This is a genomic window from Paenibacillus sp. FSL R5-0378 (assembly GCF_038009285.1).
Taxonomy (GTDB): Bacteria; Bacillota; Bacilli; order Paenibacillales; family Paenibacillaceae; genus Paenibacillus_AQ; species Paenibacillus_AQ favisporus.
This window is the reverse complement of the sequence record NZ_JBBPAY010000001.1, coordinates 5,162,021-5,176,303: the sequence shown is the minus strand read 5'-3', so window position 1 is coordinate 5,176,303 and position 14,283 is coordinate 5,162,021. Positions and strand designations below refer to the sequence as shown.

The following is a 14,283-nucleotide window of genomic DNA, read 5'->3' as shown; positions in this document are numbered from 1 at the left end:
GGGGGATTTTTATGCCGGGAAGTACTTTTGGTGAACGGTTTAAAATGACGACGTTTGGTGAATCGCATGGAGAAGCCATTGGCGTCATTATTGAAGGCGTCACTCCAGGCCTTGAACTGAACGAGGACGATATTCAGGTTCAGATGGACCGCAGAAAGCCGGGACAGTCTTCGGTCACAACGCCGCGTAAAGAATATGATAAGGTCCGGATTTTATCCGGTGTGTTTGAAGGCCGGACAACAGGGACTCCGCTCAGCGTGATGTTGAACAATACGGACATGCGTCCGTCCGCATACGATGACATCAAACAGATGTATCGCCCGGGGCACGCGGACTTTTCTTACGATCAGAAATATGGCATTCGGGACTACCGGGGCAGCGGGAGGGCTTCCGGAAGGGAAACTGCGGCACGGGTTGCGGCCGGAGCGGTTGCGCGGAAACTGCTGGAACGGCGGGGAGTCTCCGTCATGGCCTACACGACCGAGGTCGCCGGAATCCGCTGCGAAGCCTTCCATCCCGATGCCATCGAACGAAATCCTGTTCGCGCCTGTGATCCTGAAGCGGCGGCGAAGATGATTGAGCGGATCGAACAACTCGCGGCAGAGGGCGACAGCTGCGGCGGCATCGTTGAATGCCGGATCAGCGGCGCTGCGACAGGGCTTGGGGAGCCTGTGTTTGATAAGCTGGACGCTGATCTGGCCAAGGCCATGCTTTCGATCGGCGCGATCAAAGGGATCGAGTTCGGAACCGGTTTCCAGGCGGCATCCATGCTGGGAAGCGAACACAACGATCAAATGGACGAGAACGGGTTCATCACGAACCATGCCGGAGGCGTTATCGGTGGAATCAGCACCGGGGCAGACATCATTTTCCGGGTTGTCGTGAAACCGACTTCGTCGATTTCCAAGCCCCAGCGAACCGTAGATACGGAAGGAAACGAAAGGGAAATCACCACGATCGGAAGGCATGATCCGTGCATCTGTCCGCGGGTTGTACCCGTGATTGAAGCAATGGCCTGTATGGTGATCGAAGATCACTATAAAAGACAAGCGGCGCTGCTGTACTAGCCTCATTCGCGGGTAAAGTTGACTTAACCTATTCATTGCCTATATCCGTTACATGATCAAGTGGTATGATGACGACAGATCAGGGGCGCGCAGCTGATACTGAAACATCAATCATTTGTGTATGTAAAGGAGATCTGCACATGAGTAAAGATCATATCATTAAGTCCATGCTTTCCGAACAGGTGAGCATGACACCAAACGGATTTCTCGCCGATGCGTTAAATCCGCAGCAATTTGCCAAAGTCTACGAATTGTTTTTTGACAGCATCTTAAAAATCAGCGCATCAGATATAACGGGCGTCGAAGGCTACGGTGAGTTCAATGAGAATTGTAAAACGGAGTACAGCACCTGCAGGGAGTTTCTCGTTGACACATTCGCGGATGATAAAGAAGGATATTGGTATCATTGGAAGGAGCTCTATGATACGACGCTTCTGGATCGTGAATTTGTCGAAAAATACTTGATGGAGATGGAAGCCAGAATCGAGTATTGTGAAGACAGACGTTATTTAGTAAACAATAATACGTTTTTTGAAATTATGATCACCGATGGGAAAACGCAGGTTGGTTTCCCTGACTGGAGCCGGTCGGGTATATGCGATTTCCTTCTGGATTTTGCCATTATGGACTTAAATAAGCCCTATTTGAACATCCCTGAATTGTTATTCGATTATTGCGGTAAACGAAACATCGTCATCCCGGATTTTAAAGAAAGATTTTTATGTATGGCGTATTATAAGGGAATCGATGTGTTGCGGTGGCATGCGTCGATCGATGACGAGGAATCGTGCATGTCCATCATGAAATCCATCAACGAACTGAAGGATCGAATTTACGCTATATAAAAGGTGATCGTATGAAATATGAAAATGCCGGCGAGGTCCTGCCTGAGGAGCTGCTGAAAGAAATCCAGAAATACGCCGCCGGGAAACTGCTGTATATACCGAAGGGTGAGGAGAAAAAAGGCTGGGGAGAAACGTCCGGCTACCGGGATCGCCTGCAGAGGCGAAATGTGATGATCCGCAACAAATATGCCAACGGGATGACGGTTTCGGAGCTTGCGGACGAGTACTTCTTATCCCTGGATTCCATAAAGAAAATCATTTATTCGAAGAAACATGACAGGCATATCACTTATGCTCCGACGGTACGCTCGGCAGTACAATATGCGAATAACGGGCTGCTGGAAGAATGGATTCAGTGCTACCTGATGCTTACGAGGCAGGTGGCTTCGGCTCTGCATGATTATTCAGGAGAGAAGAATCATTATTTTGGCGTCGTCAAGTTTCCATTACGCCTGATCCAGATGGATGGAATAAAGCTAGAGGCAGATGATTCGGCTGAAGCGGATGATCACGCTGCGGATCTTCCGCCTCTTCTTATTGAATATGAAAGTGGCAAATTTTACTGTATCGAACAGAAAGGACTGTTCGCCAGACTAAAACGGCGAAAAGTAAATGCTTATTCCACAATCATTGTCTTAAAGGAATCGGCCGATTATAAAAGGTTCATGAAGCACTATGGTCACGCGCTGTTTTTTATTGATCATGCATAATGAGCGCGGATGCGGAAAAATTTACAATTTAATGAGAAGGAATTTATCCTGGGCCCCGAGAATGCTTATTTACCACAATCGAAGGGGCTACAGGGAATGCATATCGAATCCAACCTAATCCTCAATGTATTCATTATATTACTGCCTATCATGTTCTACCGTTTTGTGTGTAAATCGAATAAAACCGTGCTCTATTTCCTGCTGTTTCTTATACCTATAATTATTACAATGTCATTCCCCGTCAAAGTGTTTAATACGTTTTTAGATTTGCGGGGAATACCGCTTGTGGTGGGCTCCTTATACGGCGGGGTGTACAGCGCCTTACTGTTATTCGCCAGCGCAATTATTTATCGACAAGTATTGGGTGACATTCATATTGTTTATTATACGCTGTCCCTATTGCCTACATTGGTGCTCGTATGCCTGGCGATTCCAGCATTTAACCGTGGGAGCTTCATGAAGCGGATGCTGATCGTGTTGGGCCTTTGCTTTTTTCTACGGATTACCGTCTTAAATATTTATTATTTGCTTGATGGCAATCCATCGTATTTCCTGCACTCCTTTGTGCCATCCTTGCCAATCGTTCTGATGCAGTGCGCGATATCGGTTCTATTGGTGTACATATTGGAAACGGTCCGTCGCGACGTCAAAATTCAAGAAGAGATGATCGAAGCCGAGAAGCTGAAGGTCGTCAGCGAAATCGCCGCATCGGTCGCTCATGAAGTACGAAATCCGCTCACGACTGTGCGGGGATTTGTTCAACTATTGGGTGAGCCGTCCTTAACGGATCAGAAGCGTAAAGAATTTTCCCTCATTACCCTCGTGGAATTGGATCGGGCGGGATCGATCATTTCCGATTACCTGTCGTTAGCCAAACCTCAAAACCAGAAATTGGAGCCGATTTCACTGAACGAAGAGTTTTTGGAAACCTCCCATGTGCTGAGCTCCTATGCTAATTTACAAAATGTGAAAATGGTCACCGAATTTCATTCATCCGGTACCATTTATGGAGACAAATCCAAGTTAAGGCAAGCTATCATTAATCTGTGCAAAAATGCGGTTGAAGCGATGCCTGACGGCGGTACATTAACGATTAAATACTTTGTGGACGAAAGCGACAACAAAGCCAGAATCTATATCTCGGATACAGGTGTAGGCATGACGAAAGAGCAGATTCAAAGACTGGGATCCCCCTATTACTCCACCAAGTTAAAAGGCACGGGGCTCGGAACCATGGTCACTTTCAATATCATACGCGAGATGAATGGACAGATTTCGATTGAAAGCAAAGAAGGCGAAGGAACTACTTTTATCATTACATTGCCGCTGTATACCGTAAAAGAGGACGCTGACCATAGTAAGTAACGGATGATGTAGAAGGGTACATATCAAGGTACATATTTTCCATAGATGGCTTTCACAAGCAAAATGATCGCTAAGAGATTTTGACTTCGGGGAATGTTTGTCTACCTATCCGAATTATTTATAATGTAAGGAAACCATATTTTTCAATGAGAAGGGGTTCGTCATATGTATGGAATTATGGCTGTTTCCGGCTTATCTTTCCTTCTGGTTGCCGTACTGACGCCATTGCTGATTTGGACCTTGCGCAGGCTGAAGCTGACGCAGCCGATCCGCGCTGAGCTTCCGGCAGATCATCAAGCCAAACGTGGTACGCCGCTGATGGCCGGATTAATCCTGCTGATCGGGGTAGCGATTTCGCTGCAATCACAACCGGCATCCCTTATGCTGCTCCTGTGCGCTGCGTTTCTGTTGTTCAGCTCGGTCGGCTTTCTCGATGACTTTAAAAAAGCCTTCTGGCAAGACCCGGCCGGCATCTCCGGTCGTACGAAGCTGGTGCTACAATTTGCTTTTACGGGAATCCTCTTGTATGTATTGCTCCATTCGTTTGGCGTAACGAGTGATATCGCGTTGTTTCAAGGATACCATCTGCAGCTGCCTGTTTACGTATATGTGGCCATCATACTGCTGTTTGTGGTAGGTTCTGCGAATGCGATCAACTTTACGGATGGATTGGACGGGCTGCTGATCAATGTGGCGATCCCGACTTATTTTTTCTTCTTTTTGATTTCGGACAAACCTGAGGTGCAGACTTTTTCGCTGGTCATGATCGGCTGTCTGCTTGGACTTTTTCTTTACAACATCTATCCGGCAAGGGCGTTTATGGGGGACACGGGATCGATGGCGATCGGAGGGTCGCTTTCCATTTTGGCCGTCATTGAAAAGGTTGAAATATTGATCCCGATCCTGTTTTTTATCTATCTTGCGGAGCAGTTGTCGGTCATTTTGCAGGTATGGTATTACAAAAAGACGAAGCTGCGGTTATTTCGAATGACCCCGATCCATTTCCATTTCAGTCTGAAATATGGATGGAGCGAAAATAAAATCGTTACGATCTTCGGTTTTATTTCGTGGATTTGTGTGCTGATATGCTGGCTGATCTGGAAATACATCATGCATTGAGCGATAGATTCATCTAAATGAGGAAGCAGCGGTCAAGGGACCGGCTGCTTTTTTTGTGCTATTCTTGTAGCAGTCAGATATATCGATGATTGAGCAATGTAAGCGATAGAGGAGGGAGCGTCATGGCCAAGTGCTGGACGAACGGAACCATCTACACGATGGAACAGGAACGTAAGACGGTTGAAGCGGTAATGACCGAAGGAGGACGCATCCTTGATGCTGGCGATACACGGGAACTGAAAGAGAGATTTCACGGCCGGATCGACGAGGTGATCGATCTTGGCGGGGGCACCCTGTTCCCTGGATTTGTGGACAGTCATATTCACCTGATCGGTCACGGGGAGACCTTTCTCAAGCTGCAGCTTTCCGGTTTGAAGCACCGGGGCGAGCTGCTGGACAAGATTGCCGGACAAGCCCGGCGCCTTCCGCCAGGCACGTGGATCATCGGGGAAGGATGGAACGAAAATGAGTGGGAGGAAGCGCTTCTCCCGACAAGGGTGGAACTGGACCGGGCCGCCCCAAATCACCCCGTGATGCTGCGGCGCGTCTGCCGGCACGTGCTGACCGTGAATACACTGGCCCTGCAGGAGACCGGCGTTAATGAAGACACAGAGGTGCCAAGCGGCGGCGTCGCGGGAAAAGGCAGTAACGGACGCTTAAACGGTATTTTTAAGGAGCAGGCCCAGGATCTGATCCTGCATCGGATGCCCGGCGTGACTCAGAGCTACCTGGAGACTGCGCTGACAATGGCCATTGAAGACTGCTGGAGACAGGGGATCACCGGCTGCCATACGGAAGATCTGAGCTACTATGGCGGCTGTACCCGAACGCTGCAAGCGTTCCAAAAGGTCATTATGGAGGGGCAAAAGAAATTCAGAACGCATCTTCTGATCCACCATCTTGCGCTCGATGAATGGCTCGAGGAAGGAAGGCACCTTGTGCCGGAATCCGAGTTCCTCGAATACGGGGCGATGAAGCTGTTTGCGGACGGATCCCTGGGCGGAAGAACGGCCTTGCTCAGCCGCCCCTACGCAGATGATCCAGCCACGAGCGGCGTGGCCGTTCATTCGGATGAGGAGCTGGACCGGCTGGTGGCCAAGGCAAGAAGCGCTGGGCTTGCGGCGGCTGCGCATGCCATTGGCGACGGGGCCGCAGAGAAGGTGCTGCACGCATTGGCCGCACATCCATGCCCGGCGGGCAGGAGGGACCGGCTGATTCACGGGCAGATTTTGCGGGATGAGCTGCTGGCGCAGCTGAAGGAGCTGCCTGCTATCGTCGACATTCAGCCGAGCTTTGTCACCTCTGATTTTCCGTGGGTGCTGGACCGGGTCGGCGATGCGAAGGGGCTGCATGTATACGCTTGGCAGACACTGCTTCGCAGCGGGATTCCTTGTGCCGGCGGATCGGATGCGCCGATCGAAAGCGTCTCGCCTCTTCTTGGCATATACGCTGCCGTAACCCGTATGAAGCCGGGGGATGCTCAAAAGACCGTGTATGGTTCAGATGAGCGGCTCAGCATGTTTGAAGCGATCTCGCTGTATACGACAGGCAGTGCCTATGCAGCAGGGCATGAACTAGACCGGGGACGGATTCAGTCGGGATACGCCGCTGATTTTACCGTTCTGGAACGGGACCCGTTCGGCGAACCGCCGGAATCCATTTTGGAAAATAAAGTTCGGATGACGGTTGTCGATGAAACGATCGTATACGGATAGCCTGGTGGGAAGGAACACGGCTGTTGAAGGCGATAGAAGCGTACTTTTGCTGCTAGGTCAACTTAAAACTGAGTAAATTGAAGCTATTTTGTTCCAAAAACTCACTATATGAAAAATTCACAATAGAAAAATCGGCACAACACCGACCCTAGATGATCCGAGCTATATCACCATTACAACGTACTTAACAGCAAATCATTTGGAAAAAGGAGCTGCGAAAAACCATAATTCATATGATGTTAATATAAAGATCAAGCGTAAATGTGGGTACTCGAGCACTCCGATTATAATGGCTTAAATATTCTGATGGAGAAAGGTTCCGAGGGGTACTTTGTTTCACCGTGCTCGACTGGGAGGAGGCATTTGCCTGGAACCGGCATGCGGACCTGGGCAATATGCTGCGTTATGAGGCGGACGATTCGTGGATCGAACAGCTCTTCATAAAGGCTTACGGGGCGGGGGAGAATAAAATATCCACCTTTACAAAAAAAGACACAGGCGTTTTGGAGAGTTACTCCAGGACTGCCTGTGTCTTTTTCAAAAGCGAATCAAGTCTTATTCGAATGTTTACTTTCCTTGGCTTTCAGTATTGGTATCTGCACCGGCTGCTGCATTGCTGTCTGCAGCTGGTGTTTGGTTTGCTGCTCCTGTGTTTGCGCCCTCACCGGCAGGGATTGAACCCTGTTGTGCGCCATCACCCGACTGAGCCGGTTGCTGGCTGTTATCCGGCATCTGGGCAGGATCGGTTTCTGGTGAATCTGGCTGGTTATCATCCGTAACTGGACTTTGATCAGGGCTCTGGGTTCCATCCGTGCTTTGAGAACCATCCGGGCTTTGTGCCTGGTCTGGGCTTTGATCTTCATCCGTTGTTACGTTGTCATCAAGATTTTGTGCATCGTCGGAATTGGAGACTTTGCCAGGTTTTTTGCCGCCGGTGACTTCTACGCTGGTACCGGTCAATTTTCCGGATAGAACGGGCTGCTGATTTGAATCGAGCATCGTGACGCTGCTGATCTCAAAATCGTAGGTGCCTGCATCCGAAGCGGTGAAGGAGAAATCCACCAGGGTACCACTCTTGACTGGTTTGTTGAATTCAATGCCGAACACGGCCCGTTTTTTGCCAGTCTGTGCCAAAGATGCTTCCGCATCGGTTGCCGTGACATCATTTTGGATTTTAACCTGCTTGGAAGAAGGTGTAATCTTGTTTAGTTTTAATTTAGCATCGTAAGTTACCTCAACCGTCATAAATTGCACGGCTTGTTTACCTTTGAATTCGACGGAAACGTTAAAGGGTTTACCTGTTTTGATCTTGCCTTGCTTGGCAGACAATTCTACATCTGTGCTTGGGGTCTCCTCCGGCTTGTATTTATACTTATAGGATTTGGCCGCTTTAGCTGTTCCGTTGCCGGCATCGTCAGAAATATACAGGTCGATGTTGTTCGTTCCGTTCTCAAGCGGAACTTCTACGGTGTAATTACCGTACTCGTCGATTGTTCCCTGATATTCGTTATCTTTGCCTTTTACGGAATTGACCGCCTTCACATGGATCAGATCCTGCAGATTCGTGCCGTCGTAGAAGTAATCCAGCAGCAAATCTCCATTAATCGTTCCTTGAAGCAAGCCGACGTTCGGCTTATCCGGATTGACGACCAGTTCATCCGGCACCGAAGCATCCGGTGCAGTGTTGTCGACCAGGAACTGCGACAGCGAGTCGGTCACTACTTCGGCGGTTTTGTCGCCTTCCTCGACCGTTACCGGAACGATGCCGTATACACCTTCCGGATCAAGGTACACGCGTTTCTTTCCTGGTGTGGTAGCGATATCCACCTTGCCGTCCCATTCATAGGAGTAATAGAACGGGTCCAGCTTGTTCTGGAAGTCGCGGTCATAGATATATCCTACGTACTCGCCGTTCCCTTCGCCATCAAAACGGTAGACGTCGAATTCGTAATCTACCAATTTTTTATTGAGTGCATAATAAAGGGTTGAGCCTTTGCCATCGTTGGTGCTGGACAGATAGATCGGATCGAGTTCTACGTTCGAAATATCGGCTAGGTTATAAGTTTCGCCGACATACACGCTGAACGGCACATGAAGGACATGCCCGTTTCCGGCTTGTGTAAAGATCAGCTGACCGTCATACAGGCCATCTGCGGTTCCTTCCGGAATGTTCAGGGATACGTTCAGATCGGCAGTCGATTGACCTGCGGACAGGCTTACCGATTCCGCTGCCGGTGTCAACACTGGCCCTCCGCCGTGATTCCATTTGACCTCAATCGAATAGGACTGATCCGTATTCGCAATATTTTCCACCGTCAGCTTGCGGGTGACGTCCGCTCCTGCACCCTGCAGACCGAAAGAAATGCTGCCGGAGTACGAGGTTTGGTGGGTATCGTCCTGAAGCTGAGCCGGAAGCGATTCTTCCACCTTAACGATGGCATCCGCCTCGGAAGAATTTTTCAGGTCAACGCGGCCGGCGCCTTGCTCGTTGGTGCCATACTCACGGTTATCCCGGTCTTTAATCAGAACCGCATTGTTCGTAAGCAGAGCCTTCACGTCATCTGGCTTCAGCTGAAGACCTTCTTCGCGCGTCTTCTCCAGCATGAGGGCAGCCGAACCCGCCACATGCGGAGCGGCCATGCTTGTGCCTTGCAGTTCCTCGTAAGCGTTGGTATAGTCACCGCCAAACGCTGGAATGGAAGACTTGATGCCCACGCCAGGTGCGGTAATGTCCGGCTTGATCGTATAATTCGGCAGAGCAGGACCTCTGGAGCTTAGGTCTGCGAGCAGGTCGACTTCGGCTTTATAGCCGAACGTTACGTGGTTATTGCCTTTGGCAATCTCGCTCTTCAGCTTCTTGCCGCTTTCCTGGCTGATCGTGTACGCTGGCACGACATCTTCGGCGCCATTCAGCGTAGCTCCGCCGATTTCGCCTGGCACGTTATTGTAAATAATGACGGCCACGGCGCCGTTGGCGGCCGCGTTTTGCGCTTTCTCAGCGAAGGAGATTTCTCCGCGCTGCACAAACGCCGTTTTGCCCTTGACGTCAATGTTGGCGTAATCGGAAGGACGGCCGAGGCCGGCGTCCACAAGCTCCAGGTCCGCGCCTACCGTTTCCAGCTTCGGCGATGTCGCCGCCAGCTGGGCGTAAGTAATGCCGATGGTGTCGGATGTGAAAATCGGCGTTTGGAGCGGCGGCGTCGAGGCGCCAACGGAAATGGCCAGCTGTGCCGCAGCCGGGCTGCCAACCGTTTCCGCATCCGGTCCTTCATTGCCGTTGGAGATAACGACGGTGACTCCCGCCAGCGCCGCGTTGTCCGCTGCGATGGCATCCGGCGTATACGAGTTGTTCATATTGGAACCCAGCGACAGGTTAATGACATCCATTCCGTCGCTGACTGCCTTTTCAATCCCGGCAATGACGTTTTCGGTCGAGCCGCTGCCATAAGGACCGAGTACGCGGTATACGTACAGATCCGATCCCGGCGCTACGCCGCGGACCCAGCCCTTGCCCGCATCGGGGTGCTCAGGGTCGCCTCGTCCGGCAACCGTTCCGGAGACATGCGTTCCATGATACGTATCATAGGTGTTGCCATTGCTGTCGAGCGGCTTGCTTGGATCCGGGAGCGTCTCCATCGGATCGGCATCGTTGTCGACAAAGTCATATCCGCCTTTGTAGGCGTCCTTCAAGCTGGGATGATTGTAGTCGATACCAGTATCAATGACGCCGACCTTAACGCCTTCTCCGTCATATCCCGAATCCCACATGTCTTCCGCACCGATCAGCGGAGCGCTTTCATCCATGTTCGGCGTCATTTCATGCCCGTCCGCAACCGGCAGGGCGTGCATTTCCTCATTCGGGAAGACCGCTTTGACGTTCGGCAATGTCAGCAGCTTGTCCACTTCGTTCGCCGGGAGCGTCACGGAATAACCGTTAAACACTTTGGAATATTCCCGTTTGAATTTGGCGCCGGTTTTCGATAAAGCTGCCGATTTAAAGGCGCTGTGCTCCTGATTCAAAATGCTGTTGTAACTGCCGAGGGATGAACGGGCCTGTGCTCCCGGTTTGGCCTCATAGACCTTAAGCGGATCGTTCTTCAGCTGAACGATGACCGTTACCGGTTCGCTGCTGTCCGATGGATCTACGAAGTTTTGGGGCTCATCCGGCGCCGCAGCCGCCAGGCTTTGAACAGGGGATGAAGTACCTTGGGCCGGAGGGTTAAGCTTCCAGTCCCCTTGGCGCAGGGAAGATTCCAGATGAATGGCCGAATGGTCGGCCGAACGTAGATCGGGTGCAGCAGCCGCCGACACGCTGGCGTTCGGATAGGCGACACCAATAGCCAGCAAGGCACTTAACAACAGCGTCGAATAAGTACGGATGGTCGATGAACCTTTTTTCAAAAGATGTCCTCCTTTATCGAATGAGATAGGAAATCATGCCGAAAAAACGATCCTCCTTTGCGCGAAACTAATTGAACACTAGTAAAATACATTTTTCATTTTACAATTTTTGCATTCTATTGGGATGAGACAAAAGGTTGATAGGTACTTTGGGCAGGGTGGGCGTTTGCTGTCGAGCAGAGGTGTCGAAATGCTCCAAAACGGCGCTTTCTATGGCATAACGGATATTTTTTGCCTTATCCCATCGGTTAGATAGGTTTATAGAATCGTTATCGTAGGACTAAAGAAAGAGGGAAATGCGAAAGGCTGAAAGACAAAAATCCTCTTGATCTCCCATGAGACGGGAGGCCAAGAGGATCGAAAAGTCCCCCTGCGGGGCTCAGGGGACCTGATCAGTTCTCCTGCTGGGTGACAGGATGCCGCAGGATGGTTCTCATTTTATGGGGGGGTGTTCTGCGCGGATCCGACAAATAAATTTCGTGATGCCGCCCTTTAGGTGTCAGGCGCTGGGCCTCGATATACTCGGAAATCTGGCGGATCGTTTCCGGCTCGGCACTGAACGGACCGACATGCAGCATCTGCACACAATCGCCCTCATACAGGCGTTCGAAGCTCACGAAGCGAAGGGGGGCAAGATGCGGTTTCTTGTTCACTGCCAGCATCCGGGCTTCTTCGAATCGTTCGGCCGATACATAGTCCGGTATCCGGATCAGCAGCTTCCACATCCAATCCTCCCTGGAAGCGTACATGGCGTCTTGTCCGGAATGGGACCTTGCCCACCAAAGCCCTTCGAGTTTGGCCACGGTAAAATCCTGGTCCTCCTGTTTACACATCCCTTTGATGCTATAAGCTACGGTGTAGAGGGCTTCGGTCGCTTCAGCAAATCCTGGTCCGTTTGGATCGCCTTCGCCGTCGATCGTGAGATAGGGAATCTCATCAAAATAGCATTTTTGCGGTTCTCGAGGCGCGGAATAATACGAGGGGTTCGCTTTGGTCAAATCCAGCTTGCGGTTATCCAGTTTCATAAGGTTATACTCCTTTCTTGTATTACAGGATAACCGCATCATACGACAACTTCCCTGACAGCTAGATTGTCAGGGAAGTTTAGGGCTTGTATGATGTTCGGCAATTTCGTGACAAAGTTCGGAGATCCGTTCTCCCAGCAGGGACGGTTCCAGCACAGATACCAGCGTACCGAAGGAAAGAAGAAGGTGGGGCATATAGGTCAGCATCACGGAGGGCGGCATTTCAAACCGAAGCTCCCGGTCCATGTGTTTGGTCAGAAACGGCTGCACGAAATATTGATTCCCGATGGACTCCAATACATCCGAATCGCCGCCAATTCGCACCGTAACCCAGGATGCATCCGTTTTCGAATAACCGGCCAAGGTATCTCTGGCCAGCTCAATAAACGTAACATCCTCCGGCCTCGCAAACGTTTCTTCCGTTACCTCCAGCTGCTCAATCCGGTCGACGCGAAACATTCGGACAGAACCCCGCAGCTCACAGTAAGCAGCGACATACCAGCGGTTCGTCCGGTAAGCCAAGCGGTAGGGATGGATGTGGCGCATCCGCTCAGCATCTCCAGTCGTGTTGGCATATTGAATGCAGCACACACGGGAATGGGCGGCCGCTTCTTCAAGGTCGGAAAGTAACCGCTTAATCTCCCGGCTGGTTGAATAGGGGACGGCTTCCAGCCCGGCCTGATGGCGCCTTAATTGTTCTCCTTGGTCCTCATTCAGCCGGTGGCTGATTTTATCGAGCGCATGTTCCAGAGCGTCCGCAAACGGATACCCTGCCTGGGAAGCGATCCGCGCGCTGTGAGCCATCGCTTTCAATTCATTGGTGTCAAAAAACAGCGGCGACTCCCGAAAGGAGTCCGGAAGCGTGAATCCGCCCCCATGACCCGGTTCCGCGACGACCGGAACGCCGCTCTGACATAGGAGGTCGACATAACGGTAGACGGTGCGGACGCTGATTTCCAACGCTTCGGCCAATTGTTCCGCCGTCATTTTACCCCTCGACCGCAAAAGCCACAGCAGCGACAGCATGTAATCCAGTTTGGGCATATGATGAGCCAGCCTTCCATTTTCATAGTAACAATACAAATAAATGGGATATTCTTCCGTTCCCCGTTTGTATGATATTCCCACAGTACCATGGGCGCGTCCGCGATGCAAAATCCATCCTAAAACCGCTTCGGCGCACATATGGTGTAGGTAGAAGGGAGTGGGAAGATGGACAAGATCGTAGACAGGTATTACCTGCTGAAGCAGCGGCAGAGAGAAACGGAGCAGGAATTGAAGCAGCTTCGCGAAGAAATTACAGCCTATTGTGAGAAGCAGCAGGCCGAGCAGCTGGAGATTGGTGCCTACAAGGTGAAGCTGGTATCGCAAATCCGCAAGGAATACGACGATCAGAAGCTGTACGAAGCGCTGCCGGACCCGGATTTGTGGCGGCTGATGTCCAAAGCGGACGGATCGAAAATTTCCAGTCTGGTCCGCCTGCGTGTTATCCCGGAAGAGAGGCTGGAGGATACGTACGAGGTCAAGCAAATCAAGCTGCTGCATGTGGATAAAATATAACTTCGAGATAGGAGGCTGCCCGGGTAAGGGCAGTCTTTTTCTTGATCCCGTATAGCTTCTCACACCAAGCCAAACAGCCTCTCCGAAGAGAAGCTGTTAGTTGCGTACCATATCGCAATCGATCGCAGCCAGCCGCTTACGACTTCAACAGACGTTACTTCTTCTCAGGCATCCTCCGCTTTTTCAAATGTCAACTAAAATTCATGCCCATTATAGATATCGCTTACATTTGGTGGCAATCAATGATTCGTGCAGCGGGTGTGCAATACGCGGAATTGGGAGAAGGTGTTGAATTTGTTGATGCAGCAGCGGATTGGTTTGTTGAAAGCGGAGATCGAAGAGATTTGCAGGTATCCTGTAAGTGAAATGGTTCTGTCCGGCCATCCCCAAAATGTTGTTATGAAAACCTGAAATGCTAATACACATACATAGTAAAGCGCTTTACTCCAAGGCTTCAAGGCAGAGATCCCAAGGCT

General features: G+C 50.7%; 10 protein-coding genes. 7 read left to right on the top strand and 3 right to left on the bottom strand.

Going from position 1 to position 14,283, the window contains the following annotated elements; all coding sequences use genetic code 11:
- The first annotated feature begins 11 nt into the window (after window positions 1–11).
- From aroC to MKY74_RS23920, 6 genes are all read left to right on the top strand, one after another.
- Window positions 12–1,067 (top strand): chorismate synthase, encoded by a 1,056-nt coding sequence (gene aroC, locus MKY74_RS23945; RefSeq protein ID WP_076171518.1) that lies wholly within the window; start codon window positions 12–14, stop codon window positions 1,065–1,067.
- Window positions 1,068–1,132: 65 nt separating this feature from the next.
- Window positions 1,133–1,912, top strand: a complete 780-nt coding sequence (locus MKY74_RS23940) for a hypothetical protein (protein WP_244169290.1) — start codon at window positions 1,133–1,135, stop codon at window positions 1,910–1,912.
- 11 nt (window positions 1,913–1,923) lie between these two features.
- The gene (locus MKY74_RS23935; protein WP_076171523.1) at window positions 1,924–2,622 is read left to right on the top strand and encodes a CD3324 family protein; all 699 of its coding nucleotides are present in this window, start codon (window positions 1,924–1,926) and stop codon (window positions 2,620–2,622) included.
- A 9-nt stretch (window positions 2,623–2,631) separates the two neighbouring features.
- Window positions 2,632–3,987 (top strand): ATP-binding protein, encoded by a 1,356-nt coding sequence (locus MKY74_RS23930; protein ID WP_084203940.1) that lies wholly within the window; start codon window positions 2,632–2,634, stop codon window positions 3,985–3,987.
- Between the two features lie 165 nt (window positions 3,988–4,152).
- Window positions 4,153–5,106: a phospho-N-acetylmuramoyl-pentapeptide-transferase gene (mraY, locus tag MKY74_RS23925; RefSeq protein WP_076171528.1), complete on the top strand. Its 954-nt coding sequence runs from the start codon at window positions 4,153–4,155 to the stop codon at window positions 5,104–5,106.
- Between the two features lie 122 nt (window positions 5,107–5,228).
- Window positions 5,229–6,821: an amidohydrolase gene (locus MKY74_RS23920; RefSeq protein ID WP_076171532.1), complete on the top strand. Its 1,593-nt coding sequence runs from the start codon at window positions 5,229–5,231 to the stop codon at window positions 6,819–6,821.
- Between the two features lie 567 nt (window positions 6,822–7,388).
- On the opposite strand, the gene MKY74_RS23915 is transcribed toward MKY74_RS23920, so the two are convergent.
- The 3 genes from MKY74_RS23915 to MKY74_RS23905 form a co-directional block, all read right to left on the bottom strand.
- Window positions 7,389–11,222: a S8 family serine peptidase gene (locus tag MKY74_RS23915; protein WP_076171534.1), complete on the bottom strand. Its 3,834-nt coding sequence runs from the start codon at window positions 11,220–11,222 to the stop codon at window positions 7,389–7,391.
- Window positions 11,223–11,614: 392 nt separating this feature from the next.
- Window positions 11,615–12,247 carry a GyrI-like domain-containing protein gene (locus MKY74_RS23910; RefSeq protein ID WP_076171537.1) on the bottom strand — a complete coding sequence of 211 codons (633 nt, stop codon included), beginning with the start codon at window positions 12,245–12,247 and terminating at the stop codon, window positions 11,615–11,617.
- A 69-nt stretch (window positions 12,248–12,316) separates the two neighbouring features.
- Window positions 12,317–13,291, bottom strand: a complete 975-nt coding sequence (locus tag MKY74_RS23905; RefSeq protein WP_076171539.1) for a helix-turn-helix transcriptional regulator — start codon at window positions 13,289–13,291, stop codon at window positions 12,317–12,319.
- A 168-nt stretch (window positions 13,292–13,459) separates the two neighbouring features.
- Between MKY74_RS23905 and MKY74_RS23900 the strand changes: the two genes are divergently transcribed.
- Window positions 13,460–13,807 carry a hypothetical protein gene (locus MKY74_RS23900; protein ID WP_076171542.1) on the top strand — a complete coding sequence of 116 codons (348 nt, stop codon included), beginning with the start codon at window positions 13,460–13,462 and terminating at the stop codon, window positions 13,805–13,807.
- Window positions 13,808–14,283 lie beyond the last annotated feature (476 nt).

Bases quoted from the DNA above. Each gene is read 5' to 3' on its own strand.
- aroC (WP_076171518.1), top strand. From the start codon at position 12: ATGCCGGGAAGTACTTTTGGTGAACGGTTTAAAATGACGACGTTTGGT.
- MKY74_RS23940 (WP_244169290.1), top strand. From the start codon at position 1,133: ATGATGACGACAGATCAGGGGCGCGCAGCTGATACTGAAACATCAATC.
- MKY74_RS23935 (WP_076171523.1), top strand. From the start codon at position 1,924: ATGAAATATGAAAATGCCGGCGAGGTCCTGCCTGAGGAGCTGCTGAAA.
- MKY74_RS23930 (WP_084203940.1), top strand. From the start codon at position 2,632: ATGCGGAAAAATTTACAATTTAATGAGAAGGAATTTATCCTGGGCCCC.
- mraY (WP_076171528.1), top strand. From the start codon at position 4,153: ATGTATGGAATTATGGCTGTTTCCGGCTTATCTTTCCTTCTGGTTGCC.
- MKY74_RS23920 (WP_076171532.1), top strand. From the start codon at position 5,229: ATGGCCAAGTGCTGGACGAACGGAACCATCTACACGATGGAACAGGAA.
- MKY74_RS23910 (WP_076171537.1), bottom strand. From the start codon at position 12,247: ATGAAACTGGATAACCGCAAGCTGGATTTGACCAAAGCGAACCCCTCG.
- MKY74_RS23905 (WP_076171539.1), bottom strand. From the start codon at position 13,291: ATGCCCAAACTGGATTACATGCTGTCGCTGCTGTGGCTTTTGCGGTCG.
- MKY74_RS23900 (WP_076171542.1), top strand. From the start codon at position 13,460: ATGGACAAGATCGTAGACAGGTATTACCTGCTGAAGCAGCGGCAGAGA.